This is a genomic window from Oceanobacillus sp. FSL K6-0127, from assembly GCF_037983385.1.
GTDB classification, from domain to species: Bacteria; Bacillota; Bacilli; order Bacillales; family Amphibacillaceae; genus Oceanobacillus; species Oceanobacillus profundus.
On the sequence record NZ_CP150287.1, the window covers coordinates 1,908,183 to 1,932,547 of the forward strand.

Consider the following 24,365-nt stretch of genomic DNA (forward strand, 5'->3'; position numbering starts at 1 on the left):
GAAATAAAAAATGAGGAGATTACCATGGAAAAGTGTGTTTTTTGTAACCCCTATTCAGAACCTAAACAAAAAGTTGTTTTGAGTAATGAACATTGTCTTTTTTTACAATTAGACCAATCAAAAATAAAAGCTGGTCTACTTGAAGGAGCAGGGCTCATTGTTCCTAAAAATCATAGAGAAACTGCATTTGACTTAACCCAGGATGAATGGGCAGCAACTTACAGTCTTCTTCAAGAGGTAAAAAAATACTTAGACAAAGAACACGAACCTCAAGGATATAATCTTGGTTGGAACTGTGGTGAAGTAGGTGGTCAGCATATTTTTCATGCCCATTTCCACATTATACCAAGATTTAAAGACGAACCACTTGCAGGTAAAGGAATAAGGCATATGGTTAAAAGTAAAGAAAATCTAAGGAAAAGTTATTAGGTTATGATGCAAATGGTAGCAATGGTACTAACGGTGTAGGTTTAGTGTAAAAGGACACCGGCTCTGTCTTATTGAAGTATAGTAATAGGTTTGTTAAAGATTTATTTTCGAAAAGAGGTTAGATTTTGGCTGTTTACCTATTCAAAAGATACTATTTTTCCAAATTAAAGATTAGTTTACCTATGGAAGAGGTGATAATCCGATGAATATTTTCATCATTGGTGGTGCCATTTTAGTAGTACTTTTCATAATTCTCCCGTTTTTTAACATTGAAAGTTTCTTCTTATTTGTTTTAATTGAATGGATTACTAAATTTGTTTTACCTTGGATAGCTTTGTATTGGCTAATCAGAGGTGTAAAGGCATTAGAGAAAAAATAAATAATTCTTATTGAACGATCTGTTGCTACTCTTCAATTAGAGAAGTGGCTTTTTATCGTTTGCGGGGCGGGGTTGTTAAGTAATTGAAAGGGATATACCTGAGGAATTTTTTAGAGGGAAGGGTAGTTTTGAAGGAAAATAAACAAGCTCTTTATTTCAATATGACTTTGGGAACAATCGGCATTATACTCGTTGCTATAGCTGCAATGAGGTATTTGATTAAAGAAAATGATAATTTAGGATATGCAATTATACTTTTTGGTTTTATATTAACAGTTAGTTATATAAATTACTTAGAAAAAAGAGCAGGGATAAGTAAAAAATTGAGTTGGATTAGAATTATTGTATCTTCAATTTTATTTCTTATTTTTACATATTTCTTATATTTTTAGCTGTCTATTATTATAGTAAACTGATGCAAACGTTAAACAAGACGATCATCGGTTATCGTCTTTTCCTTTGAAACGTTTTTTGCTATACCATGAATGAATTCATTTCTATGTTGACATGTATTCTTTAATCTTAAACAAAAGATATGGTAAAGTAAGATGGTAAGTGAATAATAGAATCTGCGTATTGGCAGGAGAGGTTCGAAATTCCATCCCTCTATAAAAAACTAAGGAGCATGGACAGCATCTTCTTAGTGTTGTCCTTTTTTTATTTGGATGGATACAAGCTCCCAAAGATACAAAATAAACGAAGGAGTGATGATTCATGATGCAACAGATTTATCCAGTTACAGAACATCCCTATGCATATGAACTAAATAAAGATTTTCAATTTGCCGCAGCTCATTATGTACCACATGAGGATGCTGGGAAATGCCAAAATATGCATGGGCATACCTATTTTACAAATGTCACCATTGCTGGAGACGAGCTTGATCACACAGGTTTTTTGGTAGATTTTAAAAAAATAAAAGATTTAATTCATAAGCGATTTGATCATCGTATGATGAACGAAGATACCAAATTCTCCGACCAGGACGCTGAATATTTTCCAACAACAGAAGTGGTTGCCCGTACTATATATGAAATCATTAAGGAATACCTAAACACCCTGTCGAATAACCCAACTTGTGTTCAGGTATATTTAAGGGAAACGCCCACAAGCTATTGTATTTACCGACCGAAGGAGAAAACATTATGAGAAAAATACCTGTACTTGAAATATTTGGTCCAACCATTCAAGGTGAAGGAATGGTCATTGGCCAAAAAACGATGTTTGTCAGAACGGCCGGCTGTGATTATTCCTGCTCATGGTGTGATTCGAAATTCACTTGGGACGGTTCAGAAAAGGAATCGATTCAAATGATGGAACCGCAGAAAATAGTGGATGCCTTATTTGAAAAGGGCGATGGAAGATTTCAGCATGTTACCATCTCTGGAGGGAATCCAGGATTATTGGCACAATTGAATACATTGGTAGATTTACTTCATGAAAATAAGGTGAAGGTTGCATTGGAAACACAAGGTAGCAGATGGCAGAAATGGTTTACAAAGATAGATGATCTGACGATTTCGCCTAAGCCACCGAGCTCTGGAATGACTACAAATTTTGAAACATTGGATTTTATCATCCGTTCATTAGAGGAAAAGCAACAAGGCAATTTCAGTTTAAAGGTGGTCATCTTTGAGAAAGGAGATTTGCAATATGCCATCAACATACACAAAAGGTATCCTGATGTAGAATTGTTTCTGCAAGTGGGTAATGATGATTTGGAAACAGTAGAACAGGATAAGTTGTTACCATATTTACTTGAAAAATACGAACGATTGGTTGACCTTGTAATGAATAATTCAGAATTGAACGACGTTCGGGTATTGCCACAGCTTCACACTTATTTATGGGGGAATAAACGTGGTGTTTGATATAAGTCCCTTTAAAGTCCATTTCCAATAGCGAATGTGAAACTTTAATAGGTGATCTTGAACTTAAGGGTGCAAATCTTGAATAAAGAATTGTACCCTTATTTATTAATATATATCTAAAACGAAACCCATTAGTTTGACGAACTATTCCTTTTCATTTCCGTTATGCTAAAATAAACTATATATCAATATGATAGGAGAGGAATGTCTAATGAGTGAAAAAGCATTATACTATTTGAAGGACAACCGAGAACGTCTGCTAACCAAATTGAGTGATTTCCTGGCGATTCCGAGTGTGAGTACGGATAGTGCATACAAAGGAGATGTAACTCGTGCGGCAGACTTTATTGTTACATACTTAAAAGAGATTGGTTTTGACAAGGTAGAAAAGCAGGAGACAGAAGGTCATCCACTTGTATATGCTGCGTACAATGGGGCGGGAGAAGATGCCCCAACAGTGCTTTTTTACGGGCACTATGATGTCCAGCCAGTAGACCCGATAGACCAATGGAAAAGTGATCCTTTTCAAGCAGAGGTAAGAGATGGTCGCCTTTATGCACGTGGTTCAAGTGATGATAAGGGACAAGTATTTATGCACTTGGCAGTTTTTGAGGCTTATATGAAAACCGAAGGAAAACTGCCGCTCAATGTAAAGGTATGCATTGAAGGGGAAGAAGAGATTGGCAGCGAGAATTTGTACAACATTTTACAAGAAAAGAAAGAGCAATTTCAAGCAGATTTTGCAGTTATCTCTGATTCCGGTATGGCGGCGAAAAATCAACCAACCATTCTATATGGGTTAAAAGGATTTACGGGCATTGAAATTACCGTAAATGGGCCCGATCATGATTTGCATTCCGGTATGTATGGTGGTGCAGTAAGAAACCCGATTATCGCATTAAGCCACATACTCGCATCAATGAAGGATGAAAATGAAGTAATCACAGTAGATGGTTTTTATGACGATGTAGAACCACTGAGTGGTGCTGAAAGGAAATTAATGGAACAAGCTCCAAGTGAGGATTTTGTTGAAGCAACTGGTATACCTGAGACGGTATCTGAAAAAGGGTATACGGCTAAAGAACACACGATGGGACGTCCAACATTTGAAATAAACGGAATCTATGGCGGATATCAAGGAGAAGGAACGAAAACTATAATTCCATCTTCTGCAACTGCAAAAATAACCTGTCGACTTGTTCCTGGACAAGATCCTGAAAAAATTCAGGAATTACTAGAAGCACATGTCAATAAAGTTGCTCCTGCAGGTGTAACACTAGAAGTGAAAAAAGAAAAACTATCTTCTAAAGCATATAAAGTAGAGCCGAACCATCCACTCATTAAAAAGGCTGCTGCCAGTTATACGAAAGCTTTTGATAAAGAAACAATTTTCATTCGCATGGGTGGTTCGATTCCTGTCGTAGAATGGATTGAGGAAATTTACGATATGCCAATTGTTTTATTAGGATTTGGAACACCAGAGGATCGCTTGCATTCACCAAATGAAAGCTTCCCGTTAGATAGCTTTGATAAAGGGATGGAAACACTCGTATACTACTGGGATGAAATTAATAAGGAATGATTAAAGTACCCCGTTTCTCCTTTTCGGATTCGGGGTAATTCTGTATTAAGATAAATAAAAATATGAAAAACCGTTAAAAGGAGAGAGTGGAAATGAAATATGCCATTGTTACCGGGGTCTCGAAAGGGCTTGGAGAATCGATTGCCAAGTTGTTTATTGATTTAAATATTCATGTAATTGGACTTTCTCGTAGTACGAATAATCAGTTAGAAAATCACGGAGATTTATTCACGCATATCTCTTGTGATCTGGCAAATATCAATACATTGGATTCAGTATGTGATGAAATTAGCGATGTTATTTTCTGGGAGGAAGCGACAACGGTTTATTTAGTAAATAACGCTGCTACGGTTGAGCCAATTGCTCAATCGATGCATATAAAGACTACAGATCTTACAAAACATGTGAATCTCAATACGATTGCTCCGATGGCAATAACAAATTATTTCCTAAAAAAGACAACGGAAAAAGGGGTTCAGTTAATTAGCGTTGTAATCACTTCTGGTGCAGCTGAAAAGCCATCTTATGGCTGGAGTGCTTACTGTTCAACTAAAGCGAGTGTGAACATGTATACGAAAACTGCTGCACTTGAACAGGAAGAATTGAAGAATGGTCATAAAATAATCGCGTTTAGTCCAGGAATTATGGATACAAACATGCAAGAGAAAATACGTTCAAGCTCTGAAGATGAATTTGCCGATGTGGAAAAGTTTAAAGAATTTAAGGATAATAACTTGCTAAAAGATACAGATTTAGTTGGTGGAGTAGTGGTTGATATTTTAACAGATGATGATGTGGAAAACGGAAAAATTTATCATGTGCGTGATTATGTATAAGTATTTTTAGAAAAAAAAATGAGTAAATAGCCCTCCCAATTTGATGAACGCAGCATAAAGTAAAGTAGTCTTGAAAATAGGGAGGGAAAAAAATGAGTAAAGATGTTGGAGGTAAAGAGTTCGGCTCTGGCGGTTTCGCCTTGTTAGTCGTATTATTTATTTTATTAATAATCATTGGCACTGCTTATACAGGCGGGGGCAATGGAGGCTATGGTGGCTACTGCTGCTAAGAAATAGAATACAATAAGATGAGGTGCTTTCGCATTTCGTCATCATAATAAAAATGCAGCAGTTATCCTGCTGCATTTTTATTTGGAAACAAATACATTCCATGTTTTAAACTTTACAGTATTTGAGATTTTCCCTTAAACCCAATCTAAAAGTAACACTTAAACAGCACAAACGTTCCCTTTCGTGATATAATTTAAGCAGGAGGTGTATAACGTGCAAACGATCACACTTAAGCTGGAGCTACAAAAACCGACAAAAGAGAAAATGGCAATGTACCAAAAAATGACAGCGATTAATACCGCTTTTTCAAATTGGTTGTTGCATTTTGATGGAATTCAAACAGCTACTTCGAAAGTATTTAAACACTTTTCAGATAAGCCATTTCCTGCAGCTGTTGTCAATCAAACGATTCAAACAGTAAAATCGAAAAAGAAAAAACAGAAAACGAAAACTTTTCGCCGTATGTGGTGTGGATTCAATAATCAAAACTTTAAGGTTGAGAGAGAAAACAGATTATATAAAGTCTCTTTTCCAACACAAGAAAAGCGGATTGGTGTGCCAGTTGTCTGTAAAGACCATCAAAAGCCATGGCTTGACAAACTTTTGTCTAGTGAGGTTAAACAAGGCACTACAGAGCTTTTTGAAAAAAGAGGGCGGTGGTTTGTCGCAATCAGCTTTTCTTTTGAAGTAGAACAAAAGCAAGCCGATCAAGCTCAAGCCAAAACCATGGGCATTGACATCGGAATGCGCCAGCTTGCCACCTGTTCTATTGGGACGACTTCTATCTTTTTTCCAGGGAAGGAACTCGGATATCGAAGAAGACGTTTCGCTTCCCGTAGGCGAAAACTTGGCAGCTTGAAGAAGCTTGAAGCTATCCGTAAATCGAAAAACAAAGAATCCGACTGGGTGAAGGAAACAAACCATAAGATAAGCCGTCAAATTATCAGATTCGCATTGGATAACGGTGTTCATCTAATTCGAATGGAAGATTTGACAGGTATCCGGCATTTCAGAAAATCAAAAAAAGAAGCAGGTCGAACTTTGCATCGCTGGTCCCATTATCAATTGCAACAGTTTATTGCATACAAGGCACAAATGGCAGGACTCTTGGTTGAGTATGTGAATCCAACCTACACCTCCCAAATGTGCAAATGTGGACATGTTGACAAGCGAAATCGGGATAGAAATGCTTTTTGTTGTAGGAAGTGTGGCTACCGAAGCCATGCAGATATAAATGCCGCCATAAATATTTCGAAAGCAGTGAGCGGACTATCCGAGGAGAAATCTAAAAAGAATTAGTGTCGTGGTAATAGTGACACCGCCTGTTTTGGTACACGCCTATCAAAGATGGGTGGAACGAAACAGGGCGGGGCAATGAGATGCCCCTTAACTTGCAGGCTGTTCAAAAACAGAAATGGATTGCGAACGGTAAGTCATGCAAGAATCCCACCACTCGTTAAACCTCTAGGTATAGAGCTAGCGGCTTTAGCCTTGGGAGTCTCAAATAATGGTTTACAATGAAGGAAAGTGTTTGTCATGAATTTTATGTTTTGAATAATATAGTATAGTAGACTGTTACTGAAAGTAATTTTATTTTATGATAAAATTTATTTTGTATATTTCCTGTTATTAACCATAATGACTTAACAATAAGTGTTCGTAATGTTGACGATAAAAGAGAGGAAGATGACCAATGATTACACGAAAAAGTAAACGTGAGATTGAGCAAATGCAAGCTGCTGGTGATGTGCTTGTTGCGTGTCATAAAGCGATAGCTGATATGATAAAACCTGGGGTTACAACCATGGAGATTAATGATTTTGTAGAAAAGTTTCTATCTGAACGGGAAGCGACACCTGAGCAGAAAGGATATAACGGCTATCCGTATGCAATTTGTGCATCAATTAATGATGAGATATGTCATGGCTTCCCGAGAGAAGAAAAATTGCAAGATGGTGATATTGTTACAATAGATATGGTTGTGAATCTTAACGGTGGGCTAGCCGATTCAGCATGGACGTATGCAGTTGGAGAAGTTGATGGGGTAGGAAAACGCCTCATGGATGTCACGAAAACAGCTCTGTATAAAGGGCTTGAACAAGCCCAGGTAGGTAAGCGTATTGGAGATATTGGCCATGCTATTCAAACCTATGCAGAAGGAGAAGGCTTTTCTGTTGTTCGTGATTTCACTGGGCATGGAATTGGACCGACGATTCATGAAGATCCGCATATCCCGCATTTCGGCTTGCCTAATAAAGGATTGCGTCTTAAAGAGGGTATGGTGATCACAATCGAACCGATGATTAATGAAGGAAGCTGGGAAAGTCAAATGGATGAAAATAACTGGACAGCACGAACTATTGATAAAGGACGCTCAGCACAGTATGAGCATACAATTGTAATTACAAAGGATGGACCACTTTTAACGACGGATCAAGACAAGGAATAATAGTACGTTACGGGGAGACGATTGTCTATGCGTGTTGTATCAATCTGTCCGAGCAATACGGAAGTTTTAGCATATTTGGGAAAACTTGATGTGTTAGTTGGTGTAGACGATTATTCAGACTGGCCGAAGAGGGTATTGGATTTACCGAAAGTTGGGCCCGATCTTTCCATCGATATGGACAAAGTAGAAGCATTGCAGCCAGACCTCATACTAGCTTCTTTAAGTGTTCCTGGAATGGAAAAGAATATCGAGGAGCTAGATGCTAGAAAGCTCCCTTATATTATTTTGAATCCGAATTCTTTAGAAGAAATAGCAAATGATATTCGAGTAGTTGGAGAAGCTCTAAATGCTAAATCACTTGGAGATGTGAAAGCTCACGAATTCCTTGCTGAAGTGAAGGCTTATAAAGAAAAGGCACTCGAACAAGAACATAAACCAACCTTATATTGGGAATGGTGGCCAAAACCAGTTTTTACTCCGGGATATGTAAATTGGCTTACAGAAATAAGTCAATTGGCAGGAGCAGCAAACATTTTCGCAACGGAACATGTTGCTAGTTATCAAACAAATTGGGATGAAGTAAAAAAAAGAGATCCAGATCATATTTGTATGGTTTGGGTAGGAATAAAAGAAGATAAGATGCGACCTGAATTAGTAAAAAAGCGACCAGGCTGGAATGAAATGAAAGCAATTCGAAATAACAATATTCATGTTTTAGAAGAATCGCTCTTTTGCAGACCGTCACCAAGGTTGCTTGAAGGCTTAAGAAAGTTATCAAAAATAATATGAGGCTTTTCCTTATCGGGAAAGCCTCATATTATTTTTTTGAGGATAGGTAACTATAAAAATTTGAATGCTGTGGATTACATATTTACCGAAACAGCCATGTCCAGCTTCAGCGCCACGCGCTTTTGTTCAATCGAAACACATTAGTAACTTATTTTTTCAATGTTGCCGTTTTTGCTCCGAATAAAACCGTAATAACAGGGCTGAGCAGGCAGAAAAATGCGAATGGCAAATAATCAAGAACAGGTACATCAAGTACATCTGCAATAAATACACCACAAACACTCCAAGGAACGAGTGGATTAATCACGGTTCCTGCATCCTCCAGAGATCTAGAAAGAGCCTTTTTAGTTAGACCAGCTTTTTCATATACCGTTTTAAATGTTTCTCCAGTAAGTAGAATGGATAAATATTGTTCGCCAATTAGGACGTTGACACCAATTGCTGTAGCAGCAGTTGCAGCGATAATGGAACGTGCTTTTCGTAATTTTTCCTGAAAAGTGGCTAGCATCGTAGGAATAATCCCTGTTACAAATAATAGGCCACCAAAGCTTAAAGCTAAAATAACGAGTGAAATCGTGAAGAGCATACTGTTTATGCCGCCTTTGGAAAGCAACTCATTAACCGGTTCAAAATTTGTAGTCCCAGTATAACCATTAAACCAATACGCCCAAATTTCTGACCAAGTATGGTCACTTGTTATTCTTGCTATAAATGTTGCCACCAAACTGCTTACAGTTAAGGCAATAAAAGCCTGGACTTTAATAATTGTGCAAATAACGAGAACGATCAATGGAATCCATGATAACCAATGAATTAATCCAGAAGCTTGTAATGCTTCACGGTAGGATACGATACTTTGTAGAGACGTATTTTGTTCTGGCGATATTAAAACAAATAAAATTAACGAAATGATAAAAGCTGGTATCGTTGTTAAACTAATATGCTTTATATGGTCCAATAAATCTACTCCAACGATAGTTGAAGCAAGATTGGTTGTATCAGATAGCGGCGACATTTTATCCCCAAAGAAAGCACCAGAAACGATTGCACCTGCTGTAATTGCTAAGGAAGCTTCCATTGCACCTGCCATTCCAATAAAGGCGACGCCAACAGTTGCAGTCGTCGTTAAGGAACTACCTAGTGTTACGCCTATAATCGCAGTAACAGCAAAGACAATTCCATAAAACCAAGTTCCGCCAATGATTGTGAAGCCAGCATTGATTAGTGCTGGGATGGTCCCGCTAACCATCCAACTGCTAATTAGAATCCCAATAAGGAAGAATAAGAAAATAGCTCCCATACCTGATTGTGCTCCTGAAATCATGGCATCTTGTAGTTCTTTAAAAGTGATACGTTTAAATAAACCGTATGCAACAAGTATAAAAATCCCGAGTAAAATAGGTATATGTGGCACAGCTTCTAATCCAATGATAAAGTAGCTGATTAAACCGATAATCAGTAAAAAAAAGAAAATTGCTTCGATAAATGAAGGTTGATGCTTTGGGTTAATTGGAATCATGATGTTTACTCCTTTTGAAGATATTAAAAAACTTGGTCTGTGGCTGTTACCAAATACAAAAAAGCTCCGTCCCCTAAAAAAGGGACGAAGCTATACTCCGCGTTACCACCCTGATTGGTGAAATACAATTCACCCGCTCATTGTATGCAATCCTTTGAATAGTTCATGCTAACATTCAGCACATATCTAGACAGGATTTGTAATTCAACTATTTTCCGCCAAAGCTTGCACCACCCGCTTTGTCTCTATTCTTTGCTAAAAAATAATCTACTTCGAATCCCTAGGATAAATTGCGTAATTCAATTATGTAATATTGACTATACATGCTCCAATCTTCATTTGTCAACACCTCCTATAAGATAGAATCCTTCCATTTTAGGAAATATTCAGTTATACTATAAAGAATTTTATATGCGTTACCAGGCTGTAATTCCCATCACCACGAAGATCGAGAGCAAAAACAAGAGAAAGGGGAGGAAGACACTATATTCTGCCTTAGCTTTATTATGTTTTATCAACTAGCAATAGAGTACTGCTAAAAGAGGAAGTTTTATTTTACTTGAGGAGGCTTGTGAGACATTGTGTTAAAAGAAGAACAACATTCGTATACTTCTATACATATGATTCGAAAAGGGTTTGCAACAGGGTTTCCAATAATTCTTGGTTATTTGCCAGTTGCGATTACATATGGAGTTCTAGCCAAGCAAGCAGGGATGTCATTAACAGAATTAACATTGATGAGTGCTTTGGTCTATGCAGGTGCCAGTCAGTTTATGGCAGTGAATATGTTTGCGGTTGGAACAGGAGCATTGGAAATTATTATTGCAACCTTTGTCCTGAATTTCCGGCATTTTGTTATGAGTTTATCTTTTATGAATCAGCTCAAAAAAATTAAACTAAAATGGAAAATTCCATTAGCTTTCGGATTGACCGATGAATCGTTTGCAGTCTCTGCAATGAATTCGAAAGAAGCAAGCATGAAAAAGGGTGCTTTATTCTATGGCACGATTCTTGCTAGCGCATATTTATCATGGGTTTTTGGTTCTCTGCTTGGTGGTATGCTTGGAGATATCATACCCCAAAAACTTAGTCAAAGTATGGGGATCGCATTGTATGCCATGTTTATTGGACTGCTCATTCCATCCATTAAACAGGAAACAAGAATAGCTGCGATTGCAATTGTAGCAATGCTAGTCAACGCAGGATTTGTTCAGCTGGGGATGAGTACTGGTTGGGCAATCGTTGCTGGAACGATTATTGGTGGGTTTAGTGGCATTTATTTCCTAGGGGAGGAACGCACATGATTATTTTGATGATTATTGGGATGTCATTAGCCACAATGCTGCCAAGGGTTATTCCTGCTGTTATCATTGAAAAAATGCAGTTTCGTCCTTGGATTAATAAGTGGTTGAGTGCAATACCATATGCAGCACTAGGAGCTTTAATTTTTCCTGGTATTATGTCTGTTAAACCAGAAGAGCCTCATCATGGAATGATAGGTGGACTTGTGGCAGTTGTACTGGCATACTTTGGATTAAATATTATTTTAGTTGTCTTAGGAGCAATTCTTACTGTTTTTTTATTATCATTTTAAAAAAGCTCCTGATCAACAAACAATCAAAAAATAGGCTTAGCGATGATTTGCTAAAGCCTATTTTCCCCCATATGGTTCAATATGGATATGCGCATGTGTGATGCGATGCTTTTTAAATAAATAGTCTTCAATTCTTTCCGTAATGCGGTGACTTTCTGCTACATTCAAAGTTGGGTCAACTAAAATGGTGATCTCAATTAATGCTTGATTACCATGGACTCTCCCTTTGACATCAACGACTTCTATAACCTCAGGTACTTTGATAATGCTTTTCTTAATCATTTCCAGCTGTTCTTCATCGAATCCATCTGTTAGTGTGTGTGTGGCATCTTTAAAGATATCCCATGCTGTTTTACAAATAATAATTCCGACGACCATTCCAGCTAATGGATCGAGCCAGAAAAGCCCAAACTGTGCCCCGCAAATACCGATAAATGCCCCAATACTTACAAGCGCATCTGAACGATTATCCTGTGCAGCAGCGTTTAATGAGCTGCTCTCAATTCTTTTAGCAAGTTTAGCATTATAGCGATATACAAATAACATAACAACTGCAGAACCTAAAGCGGTCCATGCTGTTAACATGCTTGGCTGTGAAGCTTCAGCGGCAGCCATACTTTTCAATGTATCGTATATCACTTGTACGCCAATAAACATCATGATAAAAGCTGCAAATAATGCTGCAACGGTTTCAGCCCGGTAATGTCCATAGCGATGATCCTTATCTGGCGGCTTTCTTGATATTTTTAGGCCGATTAACACAGCAACAGAAGCAATTACATCCGTAATATTATTTAATCCATCTGCATAAAGGGCAGCAGAGTCACCAATTGTAGCGATATATAATTTAATAATGGCAAGCGTAATATACGCAAAAATGCTTAGCCATGCGCCTTTTTCTCCCATTTTCAGGTTTTCTGAATGATTCATCCTAAATGCCTCCACATTTAATTGTTTCCATTTTTATATAGCTTTAACAGTCTATCAGAGCAAGACATGGTGGGTCTAGAGAAACATTCAAGACCCTGGTTATATGTATTGAAGGGTGTGAAGGATGTTTACAGAGGGAAAAATTAGAAACGAAAGTGGAGTGTCCTTACAGAATACAAAATGCGATGTCCGATTATGCGTCTGTATTGTGGGATGATTTGACCAGGTGAACATGCTTAGCTTATGTAGGAAATGTTAAGGTAACATATTCCTTATGCCGACATTAGGTTTTAGCTAAGATTTAGTCGCAACTAGGTTACAACAGCATTTAAGTTTTTGTATCAAATCGCCTAAAAAAGTTGTTTTTAGTTGAAATTATTCTAAAAATTTAGGATAATAATAAAAAGGGAACAAAGGGGGCATGTTCCATGAAGAAGGAAAAAATAGTATATCGATTTTATCGCTATGAAGGTGAAAAGCTACAAGCAAAAAGAGAAATACCTTATGAATTAAGACTCTTTTCCCGATTGATTTTGGATGAGCTTTGTTTTAACTGGAATAAAAATCGATTAGAAGAAGACATCAATAGCTCCATTGAGAAAGGTAATAAAGAGGAATTTCTTAAAGCAAGTGAATCATACAGACACTTTATATGGGAGTAACAATACCAAGTCTTACCGTTATGGTGAGGCTTTTTCTTGCTGCTTCATTATAAAAATTCTTCTAAAGCTTTGGCTAACCTAGTTTTGGGAGCCTTTACTTTATTCCTACATATATTATTTTTGTAAATTTTACAATGTTGTTATTTCCAAACAGGAAAAGTTTGGTATGCTAACAAAAGGGGTGAAAATTGATGGGAAATAAAAAGAAAATACAACGCAGCTGGATGTTATATGACTTTGGTAATTCAGCATTTGCAACAACGATAATGGCGGCGGTACTTCCTGTTTATTATTCTAGTGTAGCGGCCTCTGGTTTAGAGGAAGGATTGGCTACAAGCTATTGGGGCTATTCGCAGTCCATTTCTGTTTTAATCGTGGCTGTGCTTGCGCCAATTTTAGGTGCCATTAGTGATTTCTCTGCAGCCAAGAAAAAATTTCTTCAGTTTTTTGCATTTATGGGTATCATAGCAAGTATTTTACTGTTTTTTGTTGGTGAAGGGGATTATATATTAGCCTCTGTACTATTTATAGTTGGTTCCATCGGTTTTTCTGGTGCGAACGTGTTCTATGATGGATTTCTTCCAGAAGTCGCCACGAAAGACGAAATTGATCGTGTTTCATCTGGTGGTTTTGCCTATGGATACATAGGCGGAGGAATATTGTTAGCGATTAATGTTTTAATGATTTTAAATCCTGGCTGGTTCGGGCTACCAGATACGGAGATGTCTACTCGAGTTGCTTTTGTCACCGTTGGGATTTGGTGGTTAATCTTCTCCATCCCACTCATTAAAAACATAAAAGAAGAAAAGAAAGTTGAAGTAAAACGTGATAGGTCATATGTTGCTATTGGTTTTTCCCGAGTAGGAAATACATTTAAAGAAATGAAGCAATATAAACAGCTGCTTATTTTCTTGCTGGCTTTCTGGCTTTATAATGATGGAATATCAACGATTATTCGGATGGCTACTGTTTATGGCAGTGAAATTGGGATAGCGCAGAATGATTTAATTGTCGCCCTATTAATTACACAATTTGTCGGAATTCCTTTTACATTTTTCTTTGGGTGGCTAGCTTCAGTCATTACAGCTAAAAAAGCGTTAAATATTACGTTATTCGTTTATCTTGGTATTGTCATAATTGGATACTTTATGACCTCTGCATTGCATTTTTATATTTTGGCTATTGTAGTTGGAATGGTCCAAGGGGGAGCACAATCCCTAAGCCGCTCCATTTTCGGTCGGATGGTTCCAGCAAATAAACATGCGGAATTCTTTGGATTCTATGGAATATCCTCTAAATTCGCAGCTGTGATTGGACCATTTATGTTTGCCTTTGTAGGTCAAGTAACAGGAAGCAGTAGACTTGGAATTGTTTCACTTATCGTATTCTTTATTGCAGGTATTATTATCCTGAGATTTGTTGATGTTGAAAAAGGAATGCAAGATGCGGAACGACTGACAAACCCTAAAGGTGTAGTAGAGGTAAAACCGAAATAGCATCATGTCATCAAAAATTGTTTGCTAGTAGTGCTGACAAAAATTAGGCTCGGGATATACAAGTTATTGTCTATCCCGAGCTATCTATATAGACCCTCTGAGTATATTTTACTCGAGGAATTTATTTTAATCGTGTAAAAACTATACTAATGTCTAAACAATTGGATCACTATATTTATTTTTAAGGCCGAGTTTTAACGGCTTACCAGTATCATATGAAATATTATCAATAAGTTCGCTTAATCGTTGTTCGGATGAGTTGGCACTGTTTTCCCAATAGTTTTGCAGCTGTGACAAAATTTCAATGCCTTCTACTCGCGCTTTATCGTATAGCTCAATAAAGCTATGGTTTGAGGCTTCATTTGTTGCAGGGTGATACCAGGTTGTATGATTTAAATTCAAGTAATCAACATTTGTTTTTACTGGTTGATGTGAATAGGATGAAATCAATGAGCGTAGCATGAAGTTTTTCCAACCATAAGGATCCATAAGTATCTTCAATGCAAGCAGCATATCTCGGTATGCTTTTTGAATATATTCAGATGTATCTCGATTTAATTCTGGATAGTGTTTCTTTATTGTTTCGTGAAGCAATTCTCGTACTTCGAGATTTAGTGTTCTGCCAACATCAATTTCCTTATATACAGGCGTTTTCCACGTTTTTAATTTATGGTATTTTTCCATCATTAACGTATCAATAATAATTTCCAGCTTTTGATGATTACTTCCCTCATAGCCAGCGCGATAATGAATATATGGATGCGTATTACGATCAAGGATATGGTGGGTGATAAATCCAGTAACATAGGCTTTTACCTCGCTACATTGGCCCTTCGCTTTTCGAATCAAATCCATTAGGAAATCGCCACAGCGTTCCGTATGAAGTGTCATACCGACTTCATGGACAGGTTCATCCTTTATCCATGGCCAGAAGTTATAATAGAAAAATGGATCTGGTCCTTGCGCGCCTAGTTTCATATAAGGTTCATATTGTGAAAATGGATAAGGCTGTTTGACGGAATCAATCACATCTTCGCAAAATAAAATATGTGTCCATGTATTTGGCATAGCGACATCCTCCTTCTTGAAGTATTTGGAAAACCTTTAGGACAGTGAAAAGTATGAAGTCTTCCTTAAATTAAAGCTATGTAACGTATTATATCGAAATATCAGTAGTTGGTGGTCTGTAGAGTAGTACAATTTTGTGTCATTACATATTTTTTCCAGTGTTTATGTTCATGTTTAGTATTCTAAATGATTAATAATGCAGTGTACATGGTGTGCTATACTATAAAAAAATAAGGATGATAGGATAGATGAAACAAATGAAGCGGCTTTCCGATAATATAGCAGAAGATATTTTATCAATGATTACGATCGAAGAAAGATTTTTACCAGGTGATAAACTGCCGAACGAAATTGAGTTATCAGAGGAACTTCAGATTAGCAGAACGACATTGCGTGAAGCGATTCGAATATTAGTAACAAATGGAGTATTGGAAATTAAACGAGGCAAAGGTACATTTGTGAAAAAGGAAGTTGATTTACATGATACCATGCAATCATTGAATGGTCTTTCCCATGCAAGAATAAATGCGAAAGACCTGTATGAAATGCGTCTGATTTTTGAGCCGGAAGCAGCCTATTATGCGACGTTACGAGCGAGTGATGCTGAGCTAAGTCGCATATTAGAGTATGGGAATCAGATTGAACAAAAAATTGACCAGGGTGAGGATCGGACAGATGTTGAACAGAAATTTCATAAATCGATAGCCAAGGCTACTCATAATGAATTTATCGACAAGCTTATGCCAGTTGTTTTTCAGGCAATTGATAAAGGAGTCCAATTGTCCCAAAAAAATGAGCAAGTCGTAAAAGATACGTTGAATGATCATAAGCTGATTATGGAATTTATGAAAGCCCGTAATCCTGAGGGAGCCAGAAGTGCAATGAAAATTCACATTTTACACGCGATGAAAGACTTAAGAATTGAATAACAGTTTATTAGGAGAAGTTCAGAAAGTCCGGTGAAATGTCACAGGAAGAGTTTTATTTAACTTGTCGTACAACTATATTGACAGCAGACAACTTAGGATTTAAAATAGATTTAAAATTTGAAATTATGGATGTGTTGTTCAGATGAGAAGCGATATGATTAAAATTGGAGTCGATCGTGCTCCACACCGCAGTCTTTTATATGCAACAGGAAAAGTAAAACCTAAAGATTTTGAGAAACCCTTTATTGGTGTTTGTAACTCGTACATTGATATTATTCCTGGTCATGTTCATTTACGAGAGTTTGCAGATGTTGTAAAAGAAGCGATTATTGAAGCAGGTGGTATTCCGTTTGAGTTTAATACAATTGGAGTAGACGACGGAATTGCAATGGGACATATTGGAATGCGTTATTCTTTACCAAGTCGTGAACTTATTGCAGACTCTGCCGAAACGGTAATAAATGCACACTGGTTTGATGGGGTATTTTATATTCCAAACTGTGACAAAATTACACCGGGTATGCTGATGGCTGCTGCTCGTACGAACGTTCCTTCTGTTTTTGTATCAGGCGGACCGATGGAAGCTGGTGTAAGTGCAACAGGAAAACAAATTTCTTTAACATCTGTATTTGAAGGTGTTGGTGCCCACAAATCCGGACAAATGTCTTCAGAAGAGCTGTTAGATATTGAAATGAATGCATGTCCAACATGTGGTTCATGTTCAGGTATGTTTACAGCAAATTCAATGAACTGCTTAATGGAAATGCTGGGAGTTGCACTTCCTGGTAATGGTACAATCGTTGCTACAAGTGAAAGGCGTAAAGAATTAGTACGCGAAGCGGCCAAACAATTAGTTCGTATGATTAAAGAAGATGTTAAGCCGCGTGATATCATCACAAAAGAAGCGATCGATGACGCTTTTGCACTTGATATGGCAATGGGTGGGTCAACAAATACCGTACTACATACATTGGCGATTGCGCATGAAGCTGGAATTGAGTACGACTTAGAAGTTATAAATAAAGTTGCAGAAAGAGTCCCGTACTTAGCAAAAATTATGCCGGCATCAGATCTTTCAATGGATGATATCAATAAAGCTGGTGGAGTAGAAGCAATTATTAATGAACTAACAAAAATCCCTGGGGCAATTCATCCGGAAAGAATTACCGTTAGCGGTAAAACAATGGGTGAGCTTGTAAAGGACCATCACATTACTAATCCAGAAGTGATTCGTACGAAAGACAATCCTTATAGTCCAGTTGGAGGTTTATCTGTATTGTATGGAAATATTGCTCCAGAAGGTTCCGTGATTAAAGTAGGTGCAGTTGATCCGTCAATCAAAACATTTACTGGTGAAGCAATTGTCTTTAATTCACAAGACGAAGCCCAAGAAGCGATTGATAATGGGACAGTACAAGCAGGTCATGTTGTAGTCATCCGCTATGAAGGACCAAAAGGTGGACCAGGCATGCCAGAAATGCTTGCGCCAACTTCAGCTATTATGGGGCGTGGACTAGGAACTAAAGTTGCACTCATTACAGATGGTCGCTTTAGTGGTGCATCTCGTGGTATTTCAATTGGTCATATTTCTCCAGAAGCAGCTGAAGGCGGTCCAATTGCTTTGGTTGAAAATGGTGATATAATCGAAATTGATTTACCAAGCCGGACAATGAATGTAATAGTTTCGGCCGAAGAATTAACAGAACGACGTAAAGACTTAAAACCATTTGAGCCAAAAATTAAAACTGGATGGTTAGCAAGATATTCCAAGCTTGTAACAAATGCATCTAAAGGCGGAATTATGAGTATATAATGAAGCATACACCCCTTTCTCAGTTATTGAGAGAGGGGTGTTTAACTGATAAGTCGTTACTTGCACTAAAAAAATAAGTCGATAACTATTAATTTATTTCAAAAATTTGTTACAATAGAAGAGGGTTTGAGTAATACATATTATAGGGAGGAATTAGAATGGGTTACCGTGTGGAAAGAGATACAATAGGGGAAATACATGTACCAGCAGATAAATATTGGGGAGCGCAAACACAGCGAAGCAAGGAAAACTTTCCAATTGGTTCTGAGACTATGCCTGCTGAAATTATTAAAGCGTTTGCAATTCTAAAGAAAAGTGCGGCAAAAGCAAACAGTGATTTAGGCTTGTTGGAAAGTCAGAAGGCAGAAGCAATTTCGTATGCTGCTGACCTTGTATTAGCTGATGAATTGAATGAACATTTTCCATTAGTTGTATGGCAAACGGGAAGTGGTACTCAATCCAATATGAATGTGAATGAAGTTCTAGCATTTGTCGGGAATAAATGGCTTGAAGGAAAAGGAAGCGAGCTAAGACTTCATCCAAATGATGATGTTAATAAATCTCAAAGCTCTAATGATACATATCCAACTGCAATGCACGTAGCATCTGTATTGAAGCTGGAAGATACGGTTATTCCTGCTGTACAGCAATTAAAAGCGACGCTGAAAGAAAAAATGGAAGCATTTTCTGATATCGTGAAAATTGGACGAACGCATTTACAAGATGCAACACCATTATCACTTGGGCAGGAGATTAGTGGCTGGCATCGCATGCTTGAAAAATCGGAAAAAATGATTACGGAAAGTACAGATTATCTAAGAGAATTAGCTATTGGTGGTACTGCGGTTGGTACGGGGCTGAATGCACATCCAGAGTTCTCAGAACGCGTTTGTGAGGCAATCAGTTCGTATACCGGGAAAAAATTTGTTTCTGCACCGAATAAATTTCATGCGTTAACAAGTCATGATGAAACGGTTTATGCACATGGAGCACTTAAAGCATTAGCTGCAGATATGATGAAGATTGCAAATGATGTTCGTTGGTTAGCAAGTGGTCCGCGTTGTGGAATTGGGGAAATTACAATACCTGCTAATGAGCCTGGAAGTTCAATCATGCCGGGTAAGGTAAATCCAACACAAAGTGAAGCTGTTACAATGGTTGTCACACAAGTTATGGGAAATGATGCAGCAATTGGATTTGCAGCAAGTCAAGGTAATTTCGAACTCAATGTATTTAAACCAGTGATTGCATATAACTTTTTACAATCTAGCCAATTATTAGCGGATAGTATTATTTCATTTGATGAACGCTGCGCGGTTGGAATCGAACCAAATCATGAACAAATTGAAAAATATTTAAACGATTCCTTAATGCTTGTTACGGCGTTAAATCCTCATATAGGATATGAAAATGCTGCTAAAATTGCTAAAAAAGCATTCCATGATAATTCAACGCTAAAAGCTACTGCAGTTGAACTAGGCTTACTGACAGAAGAAGAATTTGATAAGTATGTGAACCCGAAAGAAATGACATCCCCAAAATAAAAGATTCAAAAAAGCGCGCTGCAAATTGATGCAGCGCGCTTTTTGCTTGCCTGGAAGGAATCCTACAATTTACCAGTAAATAAAACTTATAAGTTTTTTGATAGTGCAAACAATAGAATTACAGGAGGTGATAAACATGGCTAACAACAACAGTTCAAATCAATTACTTGTTCCTGGAGTACAACAAGCTCTTGATCAAATGAAATATGAAATCGCTCAAGAATTTGGTGTTAACTTAGGAGCAGACTCAACTTCACGTGCGAATGGTTCTGTAGGTGGAGAAATTACAAAACGTCTAGTGCAAACTGCACAACAACAATTACACGGTAAATAAATTTCATAAATATGGATAGAGGAAAGTCTTTTGGGACTTTCCTCTTTAACATGATGAGAAGTTAGCTTATTCTATTCTTAGCGTATCCGTTCTTCCGTTTCTTTATCAAAGAAATGCACTTTATTCATATCAAAGGCGAGCTCTAAATTGTCACCGCCTTTGACGTCAGAGCGAGAATCAACTCGTGCTACAAAATCCTGTGAGCCTAATTTAGAATATAAAATGGACTCTGCTCCCATTAATTCAGCAACTTCAATATGTGCGTTAATTTTTGATTCTGGTGAAGCTTCAATGATTAGTAGCTCATCGTGGATGTCTTCTGGTCGAACGCCTAAAATAACTTCTTTGTTAATGTAATTTTGCTCTCGAAGAAGCTTCATTTTGCCTTCCGGAACTTTTAGTTTTATACCATCAACTTCAAAATAGCCCTCCGTTAGTTTACCTAGAAAGAAGTTCATTGATGGTGATCCAATAAAGCCACCAACGAATACATTTTCAGGATGATCATATACTTCTTTTGGCGCACCAACCTGTTGAATAACTCCATCTTTCATTACAACGAGGCGAGTTGCCATTGTCATTGCTTCGGTCTGATCATGGGTTACGTAAATCGTTGTTGTCTGCAAACGTTGATGCAATTTTTGAATTTCTGCACGCATCTGTACACGCAGTTTGGCATCTAAGTTAGACAAAGGTTCATCCATTAAGAAAACTTTTGCATCCCTTACAATTGCACGTCCAAGTGCTACACGCTGACGTTGTCCACCTGAGAGTGCTTTCGGCTTGCGGTCTAAATATGCCTCTAACCCTAAAATCTTTGCTGCATTCTGAACACGCTGGTCGATTTCGTCTTTCTTAAATTTACGAAGCTTTAAACCAAAAGCCATATTATCATACACATTCATATGTGGATATAATGCATAGTTTTGGAATACCATCGCAATATCGCGATCTTTTGGTGCGACATCATTCATTTTTTTGTCATCAATATAGAGCTCGCCACCTGTGATTTCCTCTAAACCAGCCACCATTCTTAGAGTCGTTGATTTCCCACACCCAGATGGTCCAACAAAGACAATAAATTCTTTGTCCTTAATATGTAGATTAAAGTCTGATACAGCAACCACATTTTTATCATACGTTTTTTGAATATGATCTAAGCGTAATTCAGCCATTATTACCCCTCCAAAATGTAAACGTTTTATATATTCATTGTATAGAAAGAAAGCGCTTTACATAATGGGGAATGTGCACAAATTTAGACAGGCTCTTTGTGCATGGTTGCTAGCAGTGATATATATACGGTTAAAGCTTGGTTAAACTGCCGAACATCAATCCCAGTTTTTTCGAAAAATTTATCAATGCGATATTGTAGACTATTCCGATGCATGTAGAGTTTTTTTGCAGTGAGTGAAATATTAAGATTGCATTGGATAAACGTCCAAATGGTTTGAAGCATTTCCTCATCGTTCTGGAACTCCTTAAGTACCAAATTGCTAATTTGGTTTCGTTGCTCAAAGGGTATTTGATTTACAAGTCGGAAGGGAATGGCATCCACATATGTAATAACAGGATTATCGGAATAGCTAGCTGATATTTTTGCTAATTGTATGAAAGATAAATACTGATTAGAGAGATCTTTGAAGTCCTCTAAATAAGGACCAATAAAGAACTTCGTTTTCACATAAAGATCACTCATCAGTGTATCAACAATTTGGTCATACGTGAGCGAATCTTCTAGCTGTACTCCCTGTTGTTCAATAAGAATTCCTTCCTGTTCATTTTCCCATAAAATAGGTATTGGATTAGAGAAAAATTCATACATTGCAGTTCTAAAAATGTTAGGCTCTATTTGATTTTTAGGAAAAGAAAAATAAACAAAGCGAAATTTTTCATGTGATGTCTCTGGCATAGAACTAGAATGATGAATTCGATTTTTCCATAATTTTTCTAAATCAGTCGGTTTTGGTATCGTAAGCTGGTATGGTGTTAAAAATGTTGAAAGCATGGCAGCATCCTTTGCGCTCAAATCGCTTTTAGCTATGCCGATAATTGTATTTGTATCTGTAACGAACCATTGATAGTCATCGGGTATTTCAGATATATTTTCATCATAAATTAAAAAAGTAGGGAAAAAATTTTTTAGCATTTTATACATCTTGAAATCTCCTTTTTCCTTATTCTATTGTTTAATTATAGCAGTCAAATACAAGTGTAAAAATATTTTTTCAAAAATAGGGTTTTTTCGTTGAGGGTATACACAGGATAAAAGCTCTGTTATAGTAACGTTAGTATTGATACTAAAGGAGGAACATCATGCCTAATATTTATGATAGCGCATATGAATTGGAAAAAGCTATTCGTGAAAGCGAAGAATTTAAAAGTTTGAAATTAGCTTATGAAACGGTAATGAATAATCCGAGTGCAAAGCAAATGTTCGAGGATTTCCGTGATACACAAATGAATTTACAAGAAAAGCAAATGCAAGGTTTGGATATTACAGAAGAAGAACTAGAAAAAGCGCGAGCGGTCGTTGAGGCTGTGCAAGAACATCAGGATATCTCTAAATTGATGGAAGAAGAACAACGTTTAAATCTTGCAATCAATGATATTAGTCGTATTATTACGAAGCCGTTGGAAGAACTATACGGTACTACAGATGAAACAAACTAAGAAAATACATAAAAAATCCGCAGTTAATATCTGCGGATTTTTTGATTAAATATTCTTATTTGAAAGTACGCAAAGAAGTTTTTTCCTTATTTAAGAGAATGGTGAATTACCTGTGAAATAAGACAAGCTTTGCTTCCGGGCTTACGCAGCGATGTGTATGTTCGCTGTATCCTTCTTTATCCAATCGTGCCTGTCCTACCTCTTTAGCTTCTGCATCATTTGCAGCAGTAAATGATTCATCCAGCAGTTTCTCACCCCTTGGGTCAAATACTGTTAAAGCATAGTTTCTCATAAAAAACTCCTCCTAATATTTATGTAATCTATATACTTAACTTTCTAGAAATTATTGCTTGCGTTGATATTGTTAATTGTTTTGTCTCTTTGTACCAGATATATAGCTAGACACATTTCGAGCATGCAGTTGCTTGTATTTGTCGCAATTGAAAGGAACTGAGACATAATGTGCAATTATGGTTAGAGCTTATCCTCGCTCCGCTAATCCCGGCTCCCTGTTTACCACTATAATAAGTCAGCTGTATATTCATTATAATCTAAATTTTAATACAAGTGAAAGGAAAAGGGTGTAAAGTATGGTTGACATTACTGGTAGTGTAAAGTAAACTGTACGTAAAGTTTACTTTACTAAAAAATAGGAGATAGCATGAAAACACTTATAAAGGAAAAACGCAAAGAGCTGGATATTACACAAGAAGAATTATCACAGAAATTAAAGGTTTCTAGACAGACGATTATATCCTTGGAAAAAGGCAAGTATAAGCCATCATTAATATTAGCACATAAGCTAGCTCAAACGTTTGACTGCACAATTGAGGAATTATTTATTTTTGAAGGGGATGAGAACATTGAGTGAGGACTTTTTAGCAAACCCATCCGGTATTTGGGGTTTAATTGCTGCCGTAATCGTATCAATTATTATATTTTTCATTAATCGGCGCATTGGTCGAAAGAAGCATTTATTTGATGAGCGCTATCAGCAGACAAATAACCGCTCAAAGGCAAGATCCTGGGATGCAATGATCGTAGTATACCTAATAGCCTGGTTTGTTGTCATCATATTTGATGGCATTGGCTTCAGCTTTTTTTTACTAACCGCACTCTATGCTCTGCATAATGTAACTGCAATTATTACAAATTTCTTTTTTTCAACAAAGCACGAATAAAAATGAATCAAATCTTATAAAGAATCGTATGAATACGAGAGAAGGGGGAGTTTTTT

The 24,365-nt window shown here is 37.1% G+C and carries 27 protein-coding genes and 1 riboswitch; of the genes, 21 read left to right on the plus strand and 6 right to left on the minus strand.

The genetic code is table 11. The annotated features are described in order from the left end of the window. The first annotated feature begins 24 nt into the window (after positions 1-24). The 10 genes from MHH64_RS09585 (at position 25) to MHH64_RS09630 (ending at position 8,566) form a co-directional block, all read left to right on the plus strand. A complete protein-coding gene (locus tag MHH64_RS09585; RefSeq protein WP_303448502.1) occupies positions 25-429 on the plus strand; it encodes an HIT domain-containing protein in 405 nt (134 codons plus the stop codon). 507 nt (positions 430-936) lie between these two features. After that, the gene (locus MHH64_RS09590; RefSeq protein ID WP_095309734.1) at positions 937-1,200 is read left to right on the plus strand and encodes a hypothetical protein; all 264 of its coding nucleotides are present in this window, start codon (positions 937-939) and stop codon (positions 1,198-1,200) included. 187 nt (positions 1,201-1,387) lie between these two features. Beyond that, positions 1,388-1,434, plus strand: a riboswitch (PreQ1 riboswitch). An 88-nt stretch (positions 1,435-1,522) separates the two neighbouring features. Beyond that, on the plus strand, positions 1,523-1,957 hold the full coding sequence (gene queD / locus MHH64_RS09595) for a 6-carboxytetrahydropterin synthase QueD (RefSeq protein WP_095309732.1): 435 nt from the start codon (positions 1,523-1,525) through the stop codon (positions 1,955-1,957). Then, complete coding sequence (queE, locus tag MHH64_RS09600; RefSeq protein ID WP_095309730.1) at positions 1,954-2,679, plus strand: 7-carboxy-7-deazaguanine synthase QueE; 726 nt, start codon at positions 1,954-1,956, stop codon at positions 2,677-2,679. Before queD ends, queE begins: the two co-directional genes overlap by 4 nt. 211 nt (positions 2,680-2,890) lie before the next feature. After that, the gene (locus MHH64_RS09605; protein WP_303448493.1) at positions 2,891-4,261 is read left to right on the plus strand and encodes a dipeptidase; all 1,371 of its coding nucleotides are present in this window, start codon (positions 2,891-2,893) and stop codon (positions 4,259-4,261) included. Positions 4,262-4,353: 92 nt separating this feature from the next. After that, positions 4,354-5,097, plus strand: a complete 744-nt coding sequence (locus MHH64_RS09610; RefSeq protein WP_095309726.1) for a (S)-benzoin forming benzil reductase — start codon at positions 4,354-4,356, stop codon at positions 5,095-5,097. Positions 5,098-5,189: 92 nt separating this feature from the next. Continuing rightward, positions 5,190-5,327, plus strand: coding sequence for a YjcZ family sporulation protein (locus MHH64_RS09615; RefSeq protein WP_095309724.1), 138 nt, complete (start codon positions 5,190-5,192; stop codon positions 5,325-5,327). 214 nt (positions 5,328-5,541) lie between these two features. Next, a complete protein-coding gene (locus tag MHH64_RS09620; RefSeq protein ID WP_340003148.1) occupies positions 5,542-6,627 on the plus strand; it encodes a transposase in 1,086 nt (361 codons plus the stop codon). A gap of 394 nt (positions 6,628-7,021) precedes the next feature. Continuing rightward, entirely contained in the window at positions 7,022-7,777 is a 756-nt protein-coding gene (map, locus tag MHH64_RS09625) for a type I methionyl aminopeptidase (protein WP_340003149.1), read from the plus strand. A gap of 27 nt (positions 7,778-7,804) precedes the next feature. After that, positions 7,805-8,566: a cobalamin-binding protein gene (locus tag MHH64_RS09630; RefSeq protein ID WP_303448484.1), complete on the plus strand. Its 762-nt coding sequence runs from the start codon at positions 7,805-7,807 to the stop codon at positions 8,564-8,566. Between the two features lie 148 nt (positions 8,567-8,714). Here MHH64_RS09630 and nhaC read toward each other — a convergent pair whose 3' ends face one another. Beyond that, positions 8,715-10,085, minus strand: a complete 1,371-nt coding sequence (gene nhaC, locus MHH64_RS09635) for a Na+/H+ antiporter NhaC (RefSeq protein ID WP_340003150.1) — start codon at positions 10,083-10,085, stop codon at positions 8,715-8,717. 578 nt (positions 10,086-10,663) lie between these two features. On the opposite strand from nhaC, the gene MHH64_RS09640 reads away from it, so the two are divergent. Beyond that, on the plus strand, positions 10,664-11,389 hold the full coding sequence (locus tag MHH64_RS09640; protein ID WP_240033740.1) for an AzlC family ABC transporter permease: 726 nt from the start codon (positions 10,664-10,666) through the stop codon (positions 11,387-11,389). Continuing rightward, complete coding sequence (locus MHH64_RS09645) at positions 11,386-11,679, plus strand: AzlD domain-containing protein (protein ID WP_118888694.1); 294 nt, start codon at positions 11,386-11,388, stop codon at positions 11,677-11,679. The genes MHH64_RS09640 and MHH64_RS09645 overlap by 4 nt, the downstream gene beginning before the upstream one ends. A gap of 57 nt (positions 11,680-11,736) precedes the next feature. On the opposite strand, the gene MHH64_RS09650 is transcribed toward MHH64_RS09645, so the two are convergent. Next, a complete protein-coding gene (locus MHH64_RS09650) occupies positions 11,737-12,609 on the minus strand; it encodes a cation diffusion facilitator family transporter (protein ID WP_095309713.1) in 873 nt (290 codons plus the stop codon). Positions 12,610-13,037: 428 nt separating this feature from the next. On the opposite strand from MHH64_RS09650, the gene MHH64_RS09655 reads away from it, so the two are divergent. Continuing rightward, complete coding sequence (locus MHH64_RS09655; protein WP_118888695.1) at positions 13,038-13,271, plus strand: hypothetical protein; 234 nt, start codon at positions 13,038-13,040, stop codon at positions 13,269-13,271. 191 nt (positions 13,272-13,462) lie between these two features. Continuing rightward, a complete protein-coding gene (locus tag MHH64_RS09660; protein WP_118888696.1) occupies positions 13,463-14,767 on the plus strand; it encodes an MFS transporter in 1,305 nt (434 codons plus the stop codon). 153 nt (positions 14,768-14,920) lie between these two features. Here the strand turns inward: MHH64_RS09660 and MHH64_RS09665 are convergent, their stop codons facing one another. Beyond that, positions 14,921-15,835, minus strand: coding sequence for a zinc dependent phospholipase C family protein (locus MHH64_RS09665; RefSeq protein ID WP_118888697.1), 915 nt, complete (start codon positions 15,833-15,835; stop codon positions 14,921-14,923). A gap of 248 nt (positions 15,836-16,083) precedes the next feature. Between MHH64_RS09665 and MHH64_RS09670 the strand changes: the two genes are divergently transcribed. From MHH64_RS09670 to MHH64_RS09685, 4 genes are all read left to right on the plus strand, one after another. Beyond that, positions 16,084-16,764 (plus strand): FadR/GntR family transcriptional regulator, encoded by a 681-nt coding sequence (locus MHH64_RS09670; protein WP_118888698.1) that lies wholly within the window; start codon positions 16,084-16,086, stop codon positions 16,762-16,764. Between the two features lie 142 nt (positions 16,765-16,906). Further along, positions 16,907-18,577 (plus strand): dihydroxy-acid dehydratase, encoded by a 1,671-nt coding sequence (gene ilvD, locus MHH64_RS09675; protein WP_251660642.1) that lies wholly within the window; start codon positions 16,907-16,909, stop codon positions 18,575-18,577. A gap of 158 nt (positions 18,578-18,735) precedes the next feature. Further along, positions 18,736-20,121, plus strand: a complete 1,386-nt coding sequence (fumC, locus tag MHH64_RS09680) for a class II fumarate hydratase (protein WP_340003151.1) — start codon at positions 18,736-18,738, stop codon at positions 20,119-20,121. A 136-nt stretch (positions 20,122-20,257) separates the two neighbouring features. Continuing rightward, positions 20,258-20,455, plus strand: a complete 198-nt coding sequence (locus tag MHH64_RS09685) for an alpha/beta-type small acid-soluble spore protein (RefSeq protein ID WP_340003152.1) — start codon at positions 20,258-20,260, stop codon at positions 20,453-20,455. Positions 20,456-20,532: 77 nt separating this feature from the next. On the opposite strand, the gene ugpC is transcribed toward MHH64_RS09685, so the two are convergent. Together ugpC and MHH64_RS09695 are read right to left on the minus strand one after the other, a co-directional pair. Next, positions 20,533-21,630, minus strand: coding sequence for a sn-glycerol-3-phosphate ABC transporter ATP-binding protein UgpC (gene ugpC, locus MHH64_RS09690; RefSeq protein WP_340003153.1), 1,098 nt, complete (start codon positions 21,628-21,630; stop codon positions 20,533-20,535). A gap of 83 nt (positions 21,631-21,713) precedes the next feature. Beyond that, entirely contained in the window at positions 21,714-22,613 is a 900-nt protein-coding gene (locus MHH64_RS09695) for a helix-turn-helix domain-containing protein (RefSeq protein WP_340003154.1), read from the minus strand. Positions 22,614-22,771: 158 nt separating this feature from the next. On the opposite strand from MHH64_RS09695, the gene MHH64_RS09700 reads away from it, so the two are divergent. Next, on the plus strand, positions 22,772-23,128 hold the full coding sequence (locus MHH64_RS09700) for a YlbF family regulator (RefSeq protein WP_095309693.1): 357 nt from the start codon (positions 22,772-22,774) through the stop codon (positions 23,126-23,128). Positions 23,129-23,234: 106 nt separating this feature from the next. Here the strand turns inward: MHH64_RS09700 and MHH64_RS09705 are convergent, their stop codons facing one another. Continuing rightward, positions 23,235-23,420: a YhzD family protein gene (locus tag MHH64_RS09705; protein WP_095309691.1), complete on the minus strand. Its 186-nt coding sequence runs from the start codon at positions 23,418-23,420 to the stop codon at positions 23,235-23,237. A 369-nt stretch (positions 23,421-23,789) separates the two neighbouring features. Between MHH64_RS09705 and MHH64_RS09710 the strand changes: the two genes are divergently transcribed. Together MHH64_RS09710 and MHH64_RS09715 are read left to right on the plus strand one after the other, a co-directional pair. After that, positions 23,790-23,999 (plus strand): helix-turn-helix transcriptional regulator, encoded by a 210-nt coding sequence (locus MHH64_RS09710; protein WP_095309685.1) that lies wholly within the window; start codon positions 23,790-23,792, stop codon positions 23,997-23,999. Further along, on the plus strand, positions 23,992-24,309 hold the full coding sequence (locus MHH64_RS09715; RefSeq protein WP_251660647.1) for a DUF3796 domain-containing protein: 318 nt from the start codon (positions 23,992-23,994) through the stop codon (positions 24,307-24,309). Before MHH64_RS09710 ends, MHH64_RS09715 begins: the two co-directional genes overlap by 8 nt. The last annotated feature ends 56 nt before the right edge of the window (positions 24,310-24,365 follow it).